This window comes from Duganella radicis (genome assembly GCF_009720825.1).
Classification (GTDB): domain Bacteria; phylum Pseudomonadota; class Gammaproteobacteria; order Burkholderiales; family Burkholderiaceae_D; genus Rugamonas; species Rugamonas radicis.
This window is the reverse complement of record NZ_WNKY01000009.1, coordinates 152,362-169,639: the sequence shown is the minus strand read 5'-3', so window position 1 is coordinate 169,639 and position 17,278 is coordinate 152,362. Positions and strand designations below refer to the sequence as shown.

17 protein-coding genes are annotated in these 17,278 nt (G+C 64.6%); 12 read left to right on the top strand and 5 right to left on the bottom strand.

Annotated features, from left to right (window positions below; genetic code table 11):
- The 3 genes from GM676_RS11330 to GM676_RS11320 form a co-directional block, all read right to left on the bottom strand.
- Positions 1 to 914 (bottom strand): ExeA family protein (locus tag GM676_RS11330; RefSeq protein ID WP_155463657.1); only part of this gene is annotated, 914 nt, incomplete at its 3' end.
- 25 nt (positions 915 to 939) lie between these two features.
- A complete protein-coding gene (locus GM676_RS11325; protein WP_155463656.1) occupies positions 940 to 1,443 on the bottom strand; it encodes a hypothetical protein in 504 nt (167 codons plus the stop codon).
- The gene (locus GM676_RS11320) at positions 1,443 to 1,628 is read right to left on the bottom strand and encodes a hypothetical protein (protein ID WP_092278329.1); all 186 of its coding nucleotides are present in this window, start codon (positions 1,626 to 1,628) and stop codon (positions 1,443 to 1,445) included. The genes GM676_RS11325 and GM676_RS11320 overlap by 1 nt, the downstream gene beginning before the upstream one ends.
- Positions 1,629 to 1,814: 186 nt before the next feature.
- On the opposite strand from GM676_RS11320, the gene GM676_RS11315 reads away from it, so the two are divergent.
- The 12 genes from GM676_RS11315 to GM676_RS11260 all read left to right on the top strand — a co-directional run bounded on the left by GM676_RS11315 (position 1,815) and on the right by GM676_RS11260 (position 15,162).
- Entirely contained in the window at positions 1,815 to 2,906 is a 1,092-nt protein-coding gene (locus GM676_RS11315; protein ID WP_155463655.1) for a GIN domain-containing protein, read from the top strand.
- A gap of 211 nt (positions 2,907 to 3,117) precedes the next feature.
- Complete coding sequence (locus tag GM676_RS11310) at positions 3,118 to 3,987, top strand: glucosamine kinase nucleotide-binding domain-containing protein (protein ID WP_155463654.1); 870 nt, start codon at positions 3,118 to 3,120, stop codon at positions 3,985 to 3,987.
- Positions 3,988 to 4,048: 61 nt separating this feature from the next.
- Positions 4,049 to 4,726, top strand: a complete 678-nt coding sequence (locus tag GM676_RS11305) for a GntR family transcriptional regulator (RefSeq protein ID WP_155463670.1) — start codon at positions 4,049 to 4,051, stop codon at positions 4,724 to 4,726.
- A complete protein-coding gene (nagA, locus tag GM676_RS11300; protein ID WP_155463653.1) occupies positions 4,723 to 5,820 on the top strand; it encodes an N-acetylglucosamine-6-phosphate deacetylase in 1,098 nt (365 codons plus the stop codon). Before GM676_RS11305 ends, nagA begins: the two co-directional genes overlap by 4 nt.
- 5 nt (positions 5,821 to 5,825) lie before the next feature.
- Complete coding sequence (locus GM676_RS11295; protein ID WP_155463669.1) at positions 5,826 to 6,839, top strand: SIS domain-containing protein; 1,014 nt, start codon at positions 5,826 to 5,828, stop codon at positions 6,837 to 6,839.
- A gap of 1 nt (position 6,840) precedes the next feature.
- Positions 6,841 to 8,094 (top strand): ABC transporter substrate-binding protein, encoded by a 1,254-nt coding sequence (locus GM676_RS11290; protein WP_229262633.1) that lies wholly within the window; start codon positions 6,841 to 6,843, stop codon positions 8,092 to 8,094.
- The gene (locus GM676_RS11285) at positions 8,094 to 9,032 is read left to right on the top strand and encodes a carbohydrate ABC transporter permease (protein WP_229262632.1); all 939 of its coding nucleotides are present in this window, start codon (positions 8,094 to 8,096) and stop codon (positions 9,030 to 9,032) included. The genes GM676_RS11290 and GM676_RS11285 overlap by 1 nt, the downstream gene beginning before the upstream one ends.
- Positions 9,029 to 9,832 (top strand): carbohydrate ABC transporter permease, encoded by an 804-nt coding sequence (locus GM676_RS11280; protein ID WP_155463652.1) that lies wholly within the window; start codon positions 9,029 to 9,031, stop codon positions 9,830 to 9,832. Before GM676_RS11285 ends, GM676_RS11280 begins: the two co-directional genes overlap by 4 nt.
- Positions 9,829 to 11,358, top strand: coding sequence for a beta-N-acetylhexosaminidase (gene nagZ, locus GM676_RS11275; protein ID WP_155463651.1), 1,530 nt, complete (start codon positions 9,829 to 9,831; stop codon positions 11,356 to 11,358). Before GM676_RS11280 ends, nagZ begins: the two co-directional genes overlap by 4 nt.
- 22 nt (positions 11,359 to 11,380) lie before the next feature.
- Entirely contained in the window at positions 11,381 to 12,682 is a 1,302-nt protein-coding gene (locus GM676_RS11270) for an MFS transporter (protein ID WP_155463650.1), read from the top strand.
- 3 nt (positions 12,683 to 12,685) lie between these two features.
- A complete protein-coding gene (locus GM676_RS11265) occupies positions 12,686 to 13,783 on the top strand; it encodes an ABC transporter ATP-binding protein (protein WP_155463649.1) in 1,098 nt (365 codons plus the stop codon).
- 74 nt (positions 13,784 to 13,857) lie between these two features.
- Positions 13,858 to 15,162, top strand: coding sequence for a tetratricopeptide repeat protein (locus GM676_RS11260; protein ID WP_155463648.1), 1,305 nt, complete (start codon positions 13,858 to 13,860; stop codon positions 15,160 to 15,162).
- 32 nt (positions 15,163 to 15,194) lie between these two features.
- On the opposite strand, the gene GM676_RS11255 is transcribed toward GM676_RS11260, so the two are convergent.
- Positions 15,195 to 16,286: an acyltransferase family protein gene (locus GM676_RS11255; RefSeq protein ID WP_371866194.1), complete on the bottom strand. Its 1,092-nt coding sequence runs from the start codon at positions 16,284 to 16,286 to the stop codon at positions 15,195 to 15,197.
- The gene (locus GM676_RS11250) at positions 16,283 to 17,236 is read right to left on the bottom strand and encodes a glycoside hydrolase family 18 protein (protein ID WP_155463646.1); all 954 of its coding nucleotides are present in this window, start codon (positions 17,234 to 17,236) and stop codon (positions 16,283 to 16,285) included. The genes GM676_RS11255 and GM676_RS11250 overlap by 4 nt, the downstream gene beginning before the upstream one ends.
- Positions 17,237 to 17,278 lie beyond the last annotated feature (42 nt).

Here is a 17,278-nt window from a genome sequence, read left to right as displayed (position 1 = left end):
CCGCCCAGCACGCCCGCCGCCACCAGCGGCCAGCGCGCCGCGGCGACGGCGCCACCAACGACGCCCACGCCGCCAAGCCGCGCGCCCTGCCCTGCCGCATCCTGTCCGGCAAACACCTCCGCCGCCGCGCGCTGCAAAATCTTGCGCGACACCTGCGGCTGATTCTCCACATACGCCCCCAGCAGCGCGCGGTCGCACAGCAGATTGATCCGGCGCGGCACGCCCTTGGTCAGCTTGTGCACCAGGCCCATCATCGGGCGCGGGAACGGCGCAATCGCCGTCGCCCCCGCCACTGCCAGACGATGTTCGATATACGTCCCCGTCTCCGGCTCCGACAAGGAACCCAGGTGATAGCGCGCAATCACCCGCTGCGCCAGCTGCTCCAGCTCCGGCCGCGCCAGCATGTCGCGCAGCTCCGGCTGGCCGATCAGAATAATCTGCAACAGCTTGCGCTCGCTGGTCTCCAGATTGGTCAGCAGGCGCAACTGCTCCAGCACCTCGGCCGACAGATTCTGCGCCTCATCGATAATCAGCACATTGTTGCGCGCCTGCGCGTGGCTGGCCAGCAGATAGGCATTGATCGCATCCACATAGCCCTTCACGCTGACCGCGCCCGGCGGCAGCGTAATCCCGAACTCATCGCAAATCGACAGCAGCAACTCCTCCACCGACAGCTTGGGATTGAAGATATAGCCCAGCTTGCAGTTCTCCGGAATCTGCTCCATGAAGCAACGGCACACCGTGGTCTTGCCGGCCCCGATCTCGCCGGTCAGCAGCACAAAGCCGCCGCCCGAACCGATGCCGTACAACAGATGCGCCAGCGCCTCGCGATGGCGCTCGCTCATGAACAGGTAGCGCGGATCAGGCGCGATGGAAAACGGCGATTGCTTGAGGTTGAAAAATTGCGTGTACATGAAAACCCAATGAGTGCGCGGTCGCCTATTTTAGCTGTTGTCGTACTGGCGGCGGCTGCACCGGCGGCAGCGGCTTGTACTTGGCGCAGTAAATCTTGGACTTGGTGTCGAAATACACAATGCGGCTGGCCGGCTTGGCCTCGCGCACCGGATAGGCCGAGGTATCGATCACCGTGTAATGCGTGCCCACCTGGCGGACGATGGCCTGCTCCAGATTCTCCGGCGTGGCCTCGGCCACCGCGCCGACAAAGATAAAGGGGCTGGTATCGTCGCTGACCATCACCTCCGACACCTCGGTGCCCCACAGCGACGCTCCGGCCGTGCGGAACCAGTACGCCCCGCCCTCGTGCTTGTACCAGTTGCCGAAGTGCCTGACCAGATAGTTGTAGTAGTAAATGTTATCGGTATGATCGCGGCACAGCAGGCCGTTGCCGATGATGGTGCCAAAGGTGGTGGGCACCGACTGCGCGCACGCCGTGCCGCAGGCAAACGCCAGCAGCGCGCCGGCCAAGGCAAAGCGCCTCCGCATTACGTTTTCGACAACCACGCACGGTTGGCGCTGATGCGCGCCTTGGCCGTCGGTGGCAGTGCTTCGTAGCAGCCCGGGTACTGTTTCAAGGCGTGCTCCCTGATTTCCTTCTGCAAGCCGTTAATCAAAAAGACATACAGCACACCACCGTCGCTGGTACTTTTGGTTCCCATATACTTGATCATGTGCCCTCCTTTCCGGCTACATCCATTATAAACAGTAACGGCTGTTCGCACGGGAAGTTGAATGCGGCTCAACCCCGCTTTTTTGCAGTTGATCCCACACTTCCGCGCGTCCGTCCCATGGCCCGCGACGGCGCCGCGCTTTTGTCATATCGTCCAGTCCTCGCCACTTCCCATACCGAGACCAACATGAAGCAGACGATCAAACACGCAGCCTTGGCCACCACCCTGCTGCTGGCAGTCGGCGCGGCCGGCGCTGCCGACAAACAGGACGACAGCTACGGCAGCGAAACCCGCACCGTGGCCGCGTTCACCAACCTCAACCTGATCGGCCCGTTCCGCGTGATCGTGACCCCGGCCGCGGCCAACGCGGTGGAACTGTCCGGCCTGCGCCGCCAGTTTGCCGAAATTGAAACCTCGGTCAACGGCGACACCCTCACCGTGCGCCAGCCGCGCAAGCAAAAAGGCTGGACCTTCAACCTCAGCTGGGGCAAGGACAGCAAACCGCCAATGACCATCCGCATCAGCGCCGCCACCCTGAAAAACCTGCGCAACGCCGGCAGCGGCGACGTCGAACTCCAGCAATTCCAGGGCAAGCAGCTGACGCTGGTGTCGGACGGCCCCGGCGACATCACCGCCAGCGGCAATGTGAGCGAACTGAGCGTCACCGCCAACGGCAGCGGCGATCTCGACCTGCGCGCCATGTCGGCCGGCAGCCTGAACGTGCAGATGAGCGGGCCGGGCGACGTCAGCGCCAGCAATGTCAGCCAGGACCTCAACCTGGTGGTCAGCGGCTCGGGCGACCTCGACATCGGCAACCTGCACGTCAACCGCGTCAACGCCGCCCTGCACGGCCCCGGCTCGGTGGAACTGCGCGGCACCACCAGGGAAATCCGCGCCGAGGTGCACGGCTCGGGCGACCTGTCGGCATGCAGCCTGAGCGCGGAAGCGGCCAGCGCCTCGCTGCACGGCCCCGGCGAGGCCTGCATCGCCGGTCACATCAAGAAGCTGGACGCCGAAGTGCACGGCTCGGGCGACCTCACCGTGCGCGGCCTGGAGGCACAAAGCGTGCGCGCCCGTCTGAGCGGTCCCGGCAACATGGTTTTATCCGGCAACGCCACCGTGCTGAGCGCCCAGGTCAGCGGCTCCGGCGACCTCGACGCGCGCCAGTTGTGCACCCGCCAGACCGACGTCACGGTCCACGGCCCGGGCAACGCCGTGGTCGCGGTGGCCGACAAAATGGACGCCACCCGCACCCATCTGGTCACCTACCACCGCTGAAAGTGGCATGCAAATGCCACATTGAATACAATCGAACAAAATTTCAATTAATCCATTTAAAACAATTACTTAAGGAACGATTCAAAGACGACAACGCCAGTCCACTTTAATATTTTCTAATACCAGTTAAATACCTGTTGACAAGCTGGTTTGCCAACCCCTATAGTGCCCTTCATCGCGGGCATCCCGGCATTAGCTTTCTCAGGTAAACATGATCGACTTTTTCATCGGCGTTGACGGCGGCGGCAGTGGCACCCGGGTGCGCCTGGCGCGCGCCGACGGCACGCAAATCGCCGAAGGCGCCGGCGGCCCATCCGGCCTGATGCACGGCATCGCCAAGGCCTGGGCCGCCGTCGAAGACGCCGCCGCGCAAGCCTTCCGCGCCGCCGGCCTCGACATCCCCCACCGATCGCGCATCGCCATCGGCCTCGGCCTGGCGGGCGTACACAACAAGCAATGGGCGGCCGAGTTCGTCGCCGCCAATCCCGGCTACGCGCAAGTGGAACTGGAAAGCGACGGCCACACCACCGTGCTCGGCGCGCACCAGGGCCGGCCAGGCGCCATCATCGCGCTGGGCACCGGCAGCGTGGGCGAAGTCAAGCTGGCCGACGGCCGCCACGTGGAAGTCAGCGGCTGGGGCTTTCCGGCCGGCGACGAAGCCAGCGGCGCGTGGATGGGCCTGCGCGCCATCAACCACGTGCAGCAAGTGCTGGACGGCCGCAAGCCAGCCAACGCCTTCGCCACCGAGGTGGCCAACGCCTGCGGCGGTGAACGTAACGAAATCCAGAACTGGCTGGCGCAAGCCACCCAAACCAAATATGCCCAACTGGCGCGCATCGTCCTGCAACACGGCGAGAGCAACGACAGCGCGCGCGCCATTCTTCTGGATGCCGGCCGCGAAGTGGAATTGATGGCCAATGCGCTGGACGCCGGCGGCACGCTGCCGATCGCCCTGTGCGGCGGCCTGGCCACGCCGCTGCGCCCTTACCTGCCGGCCGCGCTGCTGCCACGCCTGGTGCCGGCGCACGGCGATTCGGCGGCCGGCGGGCTGCAACTGATTCGATCACGCTTCAAGGAGTAAGCCTGTGCTAAGCCAGTTGAGCAACTTCACGCCCGATCCTGATAGCGATACCCCGCTGTACATGCAGCTGGCGAACAAGCTGTCGGACAGCATCGCCGGCGGCGACTGGCGCGCCAACGATGCCCTGCCGTCCGAACGCGTGCTGTCGGACATGCTCAACATCTCGCGCGTGACAGCGCGCAAAGCCATCGACATGTTGTGCGAGCGCGGCATGCTGACCCGCAAGCGCGGCTCCGGCACCTACATCACGCCGAAACTCGAACAACCCTTGTCGCGCCTGACCAGCTTTTCCGAAGAGCTGCGCGAGCGCGGCTTCACGGCCGGCTCGCGCTGGCTGCAACGCGACATCGGCATCGCCTCGCCGGTGGAGCTGCTGTCGCTGGGCCTGTCGCCCAATATGCCGGTGGCGCGCCTCAAGCGCCTGCGCACCGCCGACGATGTGGTGATGGCGATAGAAACCAGCACCATCCCGGCGCAGTACATGCCGAACCCGCACAGCGTCAACGAGTCGCTGTACGGCTACCTGGAGACCAACGGCACCATCCCGATGCGCGCGTTGCAGCATATCCGCGCCGTCAACGCCAGCGAGGAGCAAGCGCGCCTGGCCAATATTCCCGCGGGGGCGGCCATGCTGCACATCACCCGCGTAAGTTATCTCGACAACGGCGCGGCGGTGGAACTGACCCACTCGTTCTGCCGTAGTGATTATTATGAATTCGTAGCGGAGTCGCGCAGATGAGCGATGCAATCAAAGGCAATATCCTGACACCGGCTGGCTGGGTCCACGGTGAGATCACTTTCAACGAACGCATTGCCGCCATCACTGGCGCCAGCGCCGACCCGGCGCTGAATGAGGCAATCTATATCCTGCCTGGCTTTATCGACCTGCACGTGCACGGCGGCGGCGGCAAGGACGTGATGGAAGGCGGCGACGCCGTGCGCACCATCGCCGCCGTCCACGCCAAACACGGCACCACCAGCATGCTGGCCACCACCATGACCGCGCCGCCGGAAGACATCGACCTCGCGCTGACAGGCATCGGCGCGGCGGCGGCCCAGCGCCGCAAAGGCGAAGCGCGGGTGCTGGGCGCGCACCTCGAAGGTCCCTACATCAACTCCGGCAAGCTCGGTGCGCAGCCGCCCTACGCGCGCTCCGCCAAGCTGGCCGACGTGCGCAAACTGGAACAACTGGCGCCGCTCAAGCTGATCACCGTGGCGCCGGAAATCGAAGGCCATCTGGAACTGGTGAAGGAATTGTCGGACGCCGGCATGCGCGTGCAGATCGGCCACACGCTCGGCACCTACGAAGACGGCGTGGCCGCGCTGGAGCACGGCGCGCACGGCTTTACCCATTTGTTCAACGCCATGACCGGCCTGCATCACCGCGAGCCCGGCATGGTCGGCGCCGCGCTGGCCCATGCGCGCTATGCCGAATTCATTCCCGATCTGCTGCACGTGCATCCCGGCGCCATCAAGACCGCGCTGCGCTGCATTCCACATCTGTACTGCGTCACCGATTCGACTTCCGCCACCGGCATGCCGGACGGCGAGTATATGCTGGGCCGCCACACCGTCATGAAATGCATGGGCGGCGTGCGCCTGCCCGACGGCACGCTGGCCGGCAGCACCCTCACCATGGACCAGGCTTTGCGTAACCTGGTCGGACTCGGCCTCGATCTGGCGGATGCCTCGGCACGGGTCTCAACGTATGCGGCCGACTATCTCGGCCTCTCAGAGCGGGGCCGCCTGGCTCCCGGCGCGTTTGCCGACTTCGTGGTGCTCGACCGTGACCTGAACCTCAAAGCCGTCTATATCGAAGGAGAATTGTTGTGACCTCAATGATGTTGAAAGAAGCCCTGTCCGCCGCCGATTGCGTCGCCCTGCAACTGGCCAACGACGGCGACCGTTACGCGGAACTGGGCCGCAAATTGAGGAGCACCTCCTTCTCGACCGCCCTGACCATCGCGCGCGGCAGCTCGGATCACGCCTGCGCGTATGCGGCCTACCTGATCATGGCGCGCCTGGGGCGCGTGGTGGCCTCGCTGCCGATGTCGCTGGTGACACTGAACAAATCGCCGCTGATCACGCGCGACACGCTGGCCATCTCGATCTCGCAATCGGGCCAGAGCCCGGACGTGGTGGAACCGATCCGCTACTTCCGTGACGGCGGCGCCACCACCATCGCGCTGGTCAACGATATCGACTCGCCGCTGGCGCAGGCGGCGGAATTCGCCATGCCGCTGCGCGCGGGCAAGGAACAAAGCGTGGCCGCCACCAAGAGCTTCATCACCAGCCTGGTGGCCAGTGCACGCCTGGTGGCCGCATGGCAGAACGATCCGGAACTGCTGGCCGGCCTGGAGGCCCTGCCGGAATCGCTGCGCGCGGCAACCACCGAAGACTGGTCGAAAGCGATTGACGTGCTGACGCCAGCGCGTAACATCATGGTGGTGGGACGCGGCATCAGCTTCCCGGTGGCGCTGGAAGCGTCGCTGAAATTCAAGGAAACCTCGGCGCTGCAAGCGGAAGCGTTCAGCGGCGCGGAGATCAAGCACGGTCCGATGGCGCTGATCGAAGAGGGCTACCCGCTGGTGATCTTCGCCACCCGCGGCCCGACGCAAGCAAGCCTGCTGGCACTGGCCGCCGAGATGCGCGGCCGTGGCGCGCGCGTGCTGCTGGCGGCGCCGGCCGACGTGGCGGAGCGCGACCTGACCTTGCCGGTGGCGGCAACGCCGGATCTCGACCCTATCGTCGCGATCCAGACGTTCTACAAGATGGCAGCCGAACTAGCGGCCGCGCGCGGCATGGACCCGGACCAGCCACGCCACCTGAGCAAAGTCACCAAGACCAACTAAGATGCGCACCGCCGCCTGCGCGGGGATGACGGCGCTGCTGCTTGCAGCCAGCGCCGCCGCCGCCGACAAGATCGAGTTCTGGACCTTCAGCATGAAGCCCAAGTTCACGCCCTACTACGAAACGCTGGTGAAAAACTACGAAGCCGCGAATCCTGGCGTGAAGGTGGAATGGGTGGACTTCCCGTGGGATATCATCCAGACCAAGCTTGTCACGCGCATCGTGGCCGGCAAGCCGCCGGCGCTGGTCAACCTCAACGTGCCATGGGCCGACGAATTCGCCCGCGACGGCCTGCTGATGCCGGTCGACGCCATGCTGGCCGACGCCCGTCCGCGCTACCTCGCCAGCACGCTGGAAGACCTCACCTTCAACGGCAAGACCTACGGCTTCCCGATGTACAGCAACGTCGCGGTGATCGCCTACAACACGCAGATTTTCAAGGCCGCCGCCATCCCGCACGCGCCGCGCGATCTGGATGAACAACTGCTGTTCGCGCGCCAGATCGCCGCGCGCACCGGCAAGGCAGGCCTGTGCCCAGCGCTGTCCAAGATCGATGGCCTGATGATGCAGCAAGGCCTGGCCGTCATCGCCAACGGCAAAGCGGTCTTCAATTCGCCCGGCCACGTGGCATTGATCCGCAAGCTGGCCGAGACCTACAAGGCCGGCGGCCTGTTGAAAGACGCGCTGTTCGCCGAAGATAACTTCCCCGCCGCGATCGACGCCTACAAGGGCGGCCGCCTCGGCATGCTGCTGGCGCCGCCGACAGCGGTCAAGCGCATCGAGAGCGACGCCAAGGACATCTACGCCATCACCGACGTCGCGCCGGCGCCGCTGGGACCGACCGGGATTGCCGATGGCGGCTGGCTGATTCACTTCGGCGTGCCGAAAAATGTGGACGCCAAATTGCTGCCGGCAGTCGGCAAGTTCGCGCGCTACCTCACCAACGACGCCAATCAGCTGGCTTTCGCCAGACAGGCCAGCGTGTACCCGGCGATGGCGCAGGCGGCAAACGATCCCTTCTTCACCACCGTGCCGCCAAAAGCCCGCGCCGCCGAGAAGGCCGTCGCCGCGGGCGCGGTATCGATGCCGCATTCGCACACGCTGTACGTGGCAGGCATCCCCGACTACGACGAATTGCGCCGCTACCTCGTGAAGGCCGTGGAAGCCGGCGTCACCGGCAAGCAGGACATCCAGCAGGCGTTGGATCAGGCAGTCGCCATCTGGAACAAAAAACTCGCCGCGCAGAGGAGCCACTGATGCGCGACGACCGCACCGCCACCACCGCTCGCGCCGCCACGCCCGCCGCCGTGCAGGCTGGCCGCGCGCCATCGGCCAGCCCGCGCGCGGGACTGACGGCGTGGCTGTTCCTCGCCCCCGCGCTGGCGCTGCTGGCCGTGTTCTCCTTCTGGCCCGTGGCCTTCGGCTCCCTGCTGGCCTTCACCGACTACAGCCTGATACGCGAAACGCACTGGGTCGGCTTGGACAACTTCCGCACCATCTTCGACAACGAGATGTTCGTCACCGGCCTGAAAAACTCCCTGCTGTTCCTGCTGATGGTCCCCTTCGTGCAAATCGGCGCGCTGGGCCTCGCCGTTTTGGTCAACAACAAACTGCCCGGCATCCGCTACTTCCGCGCCGCCTTCTACGTGCCTGTCGTAACCACCGTATCGGTGGTCGGCATCATGTGGGGCTTCATGTTCCACGAACAGGGCACGCTGAACTACGTGCTGCAAACCCTCCAGCTGATCAACGCACCGATAGGCTGGCTGTCCAACGACACCATCGCCCTGTTCGCGATCATGTTCGTCACGCTGTGGCGCGGACTTGGCTGGTACATGGTGATGTACCTCGCCGCCCTGCAAGCCGTCCCCGCCGACATGCAGGAAGCCGCCATCCTCGATGGCGCCAACCGCTGGCAGCGATTCTGGAAAATCACCGTACCGATGCTGCGCCCGACCATCATGGTCTGCTCCATCCTGTCCGTGCTGGCCGCGCTGAAAGCCTATCAGGAAGTCGACGTCCTCACGCAAGGCGGCCCGATGAACTCCACCTTCACCGGTTTGTACTACGCCTACGACCAGGGCCTGAAACACCTCAAGCTGCCGCGCGCACTGGCCGCGAGTTTTGTCGTCTCCATCTTCTGCATCGGCATCGCCCTGCTATGCCTGCGCTGGATCAAGCCCAAACACCGATGAAGACCATCGCCCACTACCTGCTGCTGTGCGCCATCGCCGTGGTCTGCGTGTTCCCGTTCTGGTGGACGCTGGTGACCGCGCTGTCCACCGAAGGGAATATCTTCGCCTATCCCCCCACATTCTGGCCAAAGGCGCCGTCGCTGGCCAACTTCGCCGAAGTGTTCAACACCCTGCCGATGTGGGCCTTCTTCCGCAACTCTGTGTTCATCGCCGCTTGCACCGTGTTCTGGAAACTGCTGCTGTGTTCCGCCGCCGCATATCCGCTGGCGCGCATGCAGTTCAAGGGCCGCAAGCTGATATTCGGCTTGATCCTCGCCACGCTGGTGCTGCCGTCCGAAGTCAACTTCCTGGTCAACTTCATCACCGTGACGAAGTTGAGCCTGGTCGACACCTACGCCGGCGTGATCCTGCCCAACGTGGTCAACGCCGTCGCCATCCTGCTGCTCAAACAAGCGTTCGAAGAAATCCCGCAAGACCTGATCGACGCCGCCCGCGTGGACGGCGCATCCGAGTGGATCATCTTCAGCCGCATCATGCTGCCGCTGATCGCGCCGTGGCTGGCCACGGTCGGCATCCTGACGGCGGTGGAAGCATGGAACGAATACATCTGGCCCTCCATCGTCATGAGCAAGCCGGACGAATTCCCACTGTCGGTGGGCGTGCTGTATTTGCGCGGCACCTTCGGCAGCAGCACACGCGTGATCGCCGCCGGGACCGTGCTGACCATTCTGCCGACGCTGGCAGCCTTCTTATTTACTCAACGATTCTTCATGCGCGGCATGGACGGAGCAGTGAAATGACAACTCAAAACGAATTACGCAAAATCGCCGGTCAACTGATTATGATCCGCTTCCCCGGCACCGTGCTCGATGCCGCCACCGCCGACTTCCTGCAAGCGAACAGCATCCGCGCCGTCTGCCTGTTCCGCGGAAACATGAGCGACTCCGAACAACTGGCCAGACTGACCGCCGACCTGCGCGCCGTGATGGGCCCTGAATCGCTGATCGCCATCGACCAGGAAGGCGGCGCCGTGGTGCGCTCGACCTGGGTGCCGGCGCCGCCGGCCGCCATGGGCCTGGGCGCGGCCGACGACACCGACCTCGCCTACCGCACCGGCGCCGCCGTGGCGCGCGCGGTCAAGGCGCTGGGCTTCAACTGGAACTTCGCGCCGGTGCTGGACCTGAACAACAACCCGCACAACCCGGTCATCGCCGAACGCTCCTTCGGCGCCGAGCCGCAACGCGCCGCCGAACTGGCCATGTCGTGGATGGCCGGCAGCCATGCCGAAGGCGTTGCCTGCTGCGTCAAGCACTTCCCCGGCCACGGCGACACCAACGTCGACTCGCACCGCGACCTGCCAACCGTGAACAAGCCGGTGGCGGAACTCAACCGGCTGGAGCTGGCGCCGTTCCGCATCGCCTCTGGCGCGGCGCCAGCCATGATGACCGCGCACATCGTCTACCCGACCTTGGACCCGGAACATCCGGCCACCATGTCGCGCCGCATCCTCAACGACCTGCTGCGCGAGGAATGGCAGTACCAGGGCATCATCATCACCGACGGCATGGACATGCACGCCATCGCCGGCCGCTATGGCGTGGGCAACGCCGCCGTGCGCGCGCTGACCGCCGGCGCCGACATGGTGATGGCGCTGGGCACCACCGAAACGCAGAACGAAACGCTGGACGCCATCGCCGCCGCCATCGCCTCGGGCGAGCTGTCGCAAGCCGCCATCGACATGCGCCTGGCGCGCCTGTCGTCGTTGGCCAAAGCCTATCCGTGCAAGCCGCGCTCCTACAAGGAAGACGCGGCCGACCGCGAAATCATGGCCGAAGGCTGGCGCCGCAGCCTGACCGCGTACAGCCCCGCAGCGGCGGCGGGCGCAGCGTCGAACGCGTCGAACGCACCGCAGCGCCCCGCGCCAGGCGCCAAAGTGCGCCTGGTGGCGCGCGCCGACGTGGTGAGCGACGGCGTCTCCGAAGCCGGCGTGCCGGCGGCCGTGGTGGCCGGCTCGCTGCGCAAACTGTACGACGTCGAACTGGTCACCTTCGCCGACGCCGACACCTTCGACTGGAACGCCCTGCCGCAGGACGGCCGCTTCACCATGCTGGCCTCCACCTCCCGCCTGCGCTACGGCGCCCACGCGCGCGCCACCTGGCGTCCCGACCTGCACCTGGCGTTGTGGAATCCGTACCAGGCGCTGGACATCAATGCCCCAGCGCTGATGACCTACGGCTTCGCCCAGCCGGCGCTGGACGCCATCAACGGCTGGCTGTCCGGCCAGCTGCAAGCCACCGGCAACGCACCGGTACCAGGCTTCAAATAAATAAAACACGGGGAGACTCCACATGAAAACCTTCATCCGCAATCCCAAGCTCTGGGTGCCCAGCCTGTACCTGGCACAGGGCCTGCCCTTCTTCGCGGTCGCCATCGTCGCCAACCAGATGTTGAAGAGCATGGGCGTACCGAACGACGAGCTGAATCACTGGACCGGCTTGATCGGCTTTGCCTGGGTGTTCAAGCCATTGTGGAGTCCCTTCCTGGAACTGGCCAGCAGCAAGAAGCTGGTGGTGACCTTCTTCCAGGTGTTCGGCGGTTTGTGCCTGGGCGGCGTGGCGCTGGCGCTGCAAGCACCGTTCTGGTTCGCGGCCTGCATGGTGATGCTCGCGCTGGTCGGCATCGCCTCCGCCACCCATGACATCGCGTGCGATGGCTTGTACATCACCAGCCTCGATGAAAAGGAACAGGCCAAGTACGCCGGCTGGACCGGTACCTTCTTCAACGCCGCCAAGTTCTTCACCACCGGCGCCCTGCTGCTGCTGGCCGGTCATTTCGAAAAAACGCTGGGCGTGGTGCCGGCATGGACCATCTGCTTCTGCATCCTCGGCGCCATGATGGTGGGCCTGGGCCTGTACAACGGCTGGTCGCTGCCGCTGGCGAAGAACACCGTCAGCGCCGACACCAACGCCGCCGCCATCGCCCGCACCCTGCGCGAAGTGATCGTGGAATTCTTCAAGAAACCCGGCATCTGGGTGTCGATCGTGTTCATCATCCTGTTCCGCGCCGGCGAGGCGCAGGTGCAGTCGATTGGCCCGCTGTTCCTGCGCGAGGTGCGCCATCTCGGCGGCCTTGGCCTGACCACCGCCGAAGTGGGCGCGGTGTATGGCACGGTGGGCACGGTGGCCTTCCTGGTCGGCTCCATCGCCGGCGGCTACTTCACCTCGTGGCTGAGCCTCAAGCGCGCCATCCTGTGGCTGATCCTCGCGGTCAACCTGCCGAACGTCGCCTTCTACCTGCTGTCCTACTTCCAGCCGACCGACCTGTCCATCATCGCCACCGCGCTGAGCGCGGAAATGTTCGGCTACGGCTTCGGCTTCGTTGGCCTGATCCTGTACATGATGCAGGTGGTCGCGCCGGGCAAATACCAGACCGCGCACTACGCATTCGCCACCGGCATCATGCAACTGGGCTTTGTGCTGTTCAAACTGTTCAGCGGCGACATCCAGATCGCGCTGGGCTACCAGCACTTCTTCATCTGGGTGATGCTGTCGGCGATTCCTGTCGCCATCCTGTCGCAGATCATCCCGATGACCGCGCGCCCTCAGCCGCAGGAAGAAAAACGGGCCGCTTCGATCGAGCAAGTGGTGTAACGCATGGCCAGCGTCAGCCTCAAAAACATCGTCAAGCATTACGACAAAACGCCCGTCATTCACGGCATCGACCTTGATATCGCCGATGGCGAATTCATGGTCTTCGTCGGTCCTTCGGGCTGCGGCAAATCCACCCTGCTGCGCATGATCGCGGGGCTGGAAACCATCAGCGACGGCGCGCTGCACATCGGTGGCACACTGGCCAACCACGTCGCGCCGGCGCAGCGCAAACTGGCCATGGTGTTCCAGTCCTATGCGCTGTACCCGCATATGACGGTGTACGAGAACATGGCCTTCGCCCTCAAGCTGGCGGGCCACAAGGCGGCCGAGGTGCAAGCGGCGGTGGAGCGTGCGGCCGCCATCCTGCAAATCGCCCCGCTGCTCAAGCGCAAACCGAAGGAACTGTCCGGCGGCCAGCGACAGCGCGTGGCCATCGGCCGCGCCATCGTGCGCAAGCCGGAAGTGTTCCTGTTCGACGAGCCGCTGTCCAATCTCGACGCCAGCCTGCGCGTGCAGATGCGGGTGGAACTGAGCCGCCTGCACGGCGAACTGAAAACCACCATGATCTACGTCACCCACGATCAGGTGGAGGCGATGACGCTGGGCCAGCGCATCGTGGTCTTCAACGGCGGCCGTATCGAGCAGGTGGGCACGCCGCACAAACTGTATAACGCGCCGGCCAACCTGTTCGTGGCCGGCTTCCTTGGCACGCCGAAGATGAACTTCATTCCCGGCCAGGTGGTCGCGGTGGGCGGCGCGCGCGCCTCGGTGCGGCTGCCCGGCGGCGCCATTGTGCATGTCGACGGCGCAGCGGGTGCGGTGCCGGGCGCCCAGGTCACGCTGGGCATCCGCGCCGAGCATCTTTTCGTCGCTGCACCGCAGCATGAAGAAAATGTCATCCAGTTGGCGGTCGGCCACGTTGAGTATCTGGGCGACCAGTCCATCGTGTATACCACGCTGGCTGGCCTGCCCGGCATGATCGCGGTGAAGCAAAGCGCCGAAGCGGCGCCGCTGCAAGCCGGCTGCCAGACGCGCGTTCACCTGCCGCCGTCGCGCTGCCTGCTGTTCGACGCCGGGGGCTATGCACTGCAACACGCTTGAATTCGTAATTCGAACCGGTTTTGTGTAACAATACGCGGGTTTACATCCCTAATATGTTTGATTGAAGGATAACCATGTCCCATACTCGTCTTGCTCGTATCAGCCTGCTGCTGGCCGCCATCGGCCTGAATGCCGTTCCAGCCATCGTGGGCATGGCCCCGGTCCAGGCAGCGGAAGAAAAGAAACCGGAACCGCCTAAAGACGCCGTCCGCCCGGAAATCTTCAAACTGATCGACCCGGCGCAAACCAAGCCGCTGCTGGACGCGAAAAACTACACCGAATTCCAGAGCCGTATCGACCAGGCTGCGGCCATGCCTAACCTGACCCCGTACGAAACCTTCGTGCTGAACCAGATGCGCGTGCAACTGGGCCAGGCCTCGGGCAACCAGCAGATGACCATCGCCGGCCTGACCGCGATGATCGATTCCGGCCGCCTGACGCCTGAAAACAAACTGCGCTTCATCGACGCCATCGCCACCATCTACTACAGCGGCCTGAAAGACTTCGACAACGCCATCAAATGGTTCGAGCGTTATGGCACCGAGTCGGGCGACACCAAGAAACAGCGCCAGTTCATCATCCGTTCCTACTTCCTGAAGAACGACTTCGCCACCACCAAGACCGAAGTGCTGAAGGATATCGCCGAAGCCAAGCAATCCGGCGCCGTGCCGCCGAAGGACACCCTGAACCTGCTGGGCAACGTCGGCATCAAGACCAAGGACAACGAGCTGTATCTGCAAGCCGTGGAAGAACTGGCACGCTACTACCCGACCGAAGACTACTGGAACGATCTGCTGAACCGCACCCGCGGCAAGAAGACCTACAACAACCGTCTGGACCTGGACCTGGTGCGCCTGAAAGCCGTCACCGTGCCAACGAAGATGGAGCCTGAGGATTACGCCGAACAGGCCGAACTGGCCGTGCTGGGCGGCTTCTTCACCGAAGCCAAGATCGCCATGGACAAGGGCTACCCGAACGGCATCCCTGCCGGCAAGGACAAAGCCGCACTGGAAAAAATCAAGACCAGCGCCACCAAGGGCGCGGCTGACGATGCCAAGAACATCGACAGCGGCATCCCGGCGGCACAGAAGTCGAAAGACGGCGTCGGCCTGGTCAACCTGGGCTACAACTACGTGACCCTGGGCCAGTTCGACAAAGGCATCGACCTGATGAAGCAAGGTATCGCCAAAGGCGTGTCCAAGAATCCTGACGACGCCAAGCTGCGCCTGGGCTACGCCCTGGCCATGGCCGGCAAGAAGGATGAGTCGGTGGAAGTGCTGAAGCCGCTGGCGGCCGGCACCGACCCGCGCGCCGATCTGGCCCGCTACTGGATCATGTACCAGACCGGCCCGAAAATCGGCGCCGCCGAAGCTAAATAAAATTGAAAGCCAGCTTCCAGCTGGCTTTTTTTTTACACCTTCACGTAGATGCCGCGCCGGTCCATGAGCCAGCCGACCGTCCAGCACATCAGCATGAACGCCACCGCAAACAGCAGCGAGCTGGCTTGTGGCGAGCCCCAGCCCTGGAACAGCGTGGCGTACAGCCAGCTATAGCCATCCTTGCCGCCGACCGTGAGCCGTTGCAGCAGTATCACCGCCAGCTCGGACAGCAGATAAATGAACAGCGTGTTCTTGCCCAGCACCTCGAAGAAGTAAGTGCCGCGCCGAATCCCGCGCACCTCGATCAGCCATACCAGCAGCGACAGCAGCCACAGGTCCAGACCCACCGTCAGCAGCACGTAGGAACTGGTCCACAGCTTCTTATTGATCGGGAAAACACCGTTCCAGCACAGCGCCAGCACAATACACACGGAGCCCGCCGCCAGCAGCCGGACCAGGGTATCGCGCCCATGTCCGCGCGTGACCAGCAAGTGCCCGGCGAAATAGCCGGCGATGACATTCACTGTTGCCGGCAAGGTGCCCAGCAAGCCTTCCGGATCGAAGGCGATGCCTTCGCCGCGATACAGGTGATGCTCGCCCAGCAGCCACAGGTCCAGCTGGCGTCCGGCGTTGCCGGCCAGGGTGTAATCGCCGTAGCCCGTCATCAGCGCCCAGTAGCCCAGCAGGGCCGCCACGCAGAACCACAGGCCGCCGCGCTGGCCCCAGAAGTAAAGCAGCAGCGAAGCCAGGCCAAAGCACAGCCCTATCCTTTGCAGCACGCCGGGAATACGGGTTTCGGACAGCGGCGACATGAACGGGAACCAGTACAGCAGAAAGCCCAGCAGGAAAATCAGGCCGCTGCGCTTGCCGATGCGCGCCAATACCGCGCCGCGTCCCTTGGCCGCATAGCCGGGCAGGACGAAGGCCAGCGCGTTCCCCACCGCGAACAGGAAGGTCGGAAACACCCAGTCGGTCAGGGTGAAGCCGTTCCACGCGGCGTGCAGCAACTGGGCGTAGGCGTGGTTCCAGTCGCCGGGCGTGTTCACCACGATCATCAGCGCCACCGTCAGCCCGCGCAGCACGTCCAGCGACAGGTAGCGCGGCGCCTTGATCCGCGCGCTCACCGCCGGGCTCCCGACAGCGCGCGCGCGTAAGCGCCGGCCGCCACGTTCTTCATGCCGTTGCAGCGGGCGTCGGCGGTGCCGGTGGCGCCACTCTCCGCGCTGCATGGCCGGTCGCGGTCCAGCGACCAGAAATGCAGGCCGGCCAGCTTCATGCCGCGCACCGCCGCCGTCAGCGTGCGCGCGTCCTCCAGCGTGAAGACATTTTCCAGCACATCGTTCACGCCAATCATCACCGTCAGCTCGATCTGTTCCAGCGGCACGCCGTATTTGGCGTGCACATTGCGTGCCGCCTGGATGGCCGAGCGGCCCATGTCGCAACGGCCCTTGCGCACCACGCAGTTGGCCGGGCTGGCCGCGCCATAATCCATCACCATCAGGTTCAGCGCATAGTCGCGCAGGCCGCTGGCGCGCGCCGCCTTCAGCACCATCTCGCCGGTGGCGTTAAGACTCAGTTGGCTGCCATCGGCGGCGGCATGGGTAGCGATGGTAAAGCTGAAGCGCAAGCCCGGATGGCGCTGTTGCGCGGCCGCCGCCCGTTCGGCCAGCGATGCAATCTGCTGTTCGCTCTGGCCTTCCTCGATGTCGAAGTCGATGCCGATCATGCGCGGCGACTGGTAGCGCGCGATGAAGCGCTCCATCCCCTCGTCGGTGGCGCAGGTGAACACCGCGCCCTGGCCGCCGGTGGAAACCACATAGTCGACGCCGGCCTGGACGAAGGCGGCGACATGGCCGTCGGCCACCTGCTGCGCGCTTTGCGCGCCCCACACCTCGCTGCCGCATTCGCCGCTGGCGAAGGCCCAGGTCAGCGCCCCGCCCTTCACGTACGGCGCCGGCACGCCGCTGTCGATCGCCAGATGCTTGTAAGGGCTGTACAGCACCTGCGGCGCGGCCTGCACGCCGCCGCACAGGCAGGCCAGCAACGCCGGCAAGAATTTCAGAAAACGGTGCACAACCATGCTCCTCTCGTTTCGATAAAAAAAAGGCTGCCGTTG

Coding starts and splice junctions, on each gene's coding strand:
- GM676_RS11325 (WP_155463656.1), bottom strand. CDS start 1,443: ATGCGGAGGCGCTTTGCCTTGGCCGGCGCGCTGCTGGCGTTTGCCTGC.
- GM676_RS11320 (WP_092278329.1), bottom strand. CDS start 1,628: ATGATCAAGTATATGGGAACCAAAAGTACCAGCGACGGTGGTGTGCTG.
- GM676_RS11315 (WP_155463655.1), top strand. CDS start 1,815: ATGAAGCAGACGATCAAACACGCAGCCTTGGCCACCACCCTGCTGCTG.
- GM676_RS11310 (WP_155463654.1), top strand. CDS start 3,118: ATGATCGACTTTTTCATCGGCGTTGACGGCGGCGGCAGTGGCACCCGG.
- GM676_RS11305 (WP_155463670.1), top strand. CDS start 4,049: ATGCAGCTGGCGAACAAGCTGTCGGACAGCATCGCCGGCGGCGACTGG.
- nagA (WP_155463653.1), top strand. CDS start 4,723: ATGAGCGATGCAATCAAAGGCAATATCCTGACACCGGCTGGCTGGGTC.
- GM676_RS11295 (WP_155463669.1), top strand. CDS start 5,826: ATGATGTTGAAAGAAGCCCTGTCCGCCGCCGATTGCGTCGCCCTGCAA.
- GM676_RS11290 (WP_229262633.1), top strand. CDS start 6,841: ATGCGCACCGCCGCCTGCGCGGGGATGACGGCGCTGCTGCTTGCAGCC.
- GM676_RS11285 (WP_229262632.1), top strand. CDS start 8,094: ATGCGCGACGACCGCACCGCCACCACCGCTCGCGCCGCCACGCCCGCC.
- GM676_RS11280 (WP_155463652.1), top strand. CDS start 9,029: ATGAAGACCATCGCCCACTACCTGCTGCTGTGCGCCATCGCCGTGGTC.
- nagZ (WP_155463651.1), top strand. CDS start 9,829: ATGACAACTCAAAACGAATTACGCAAAATCGCCGGTCAACTGATTATG.
- GM676_RS11270 (WP_155463650.1), top strand. CDS start 11,381: ATGAAAACCTTCATCCGCAATCCCAAGCTCTGGGTGCCCAGCCTGTAC.
- GM676_RS11265 (WP_155463649.1), top strand. CDS start 12,686: ATGGCCAGCGTCAGCCTCAAAAACATCGTCAAGCATTACGACAAAACG.
- GM676_RS11260 (WP_155463648.1), top strand. CDS start 13,858: ATGTCCCATACTCGTCTTGCTCGTATCAGCCTGCTGCTGGCCGCCATC.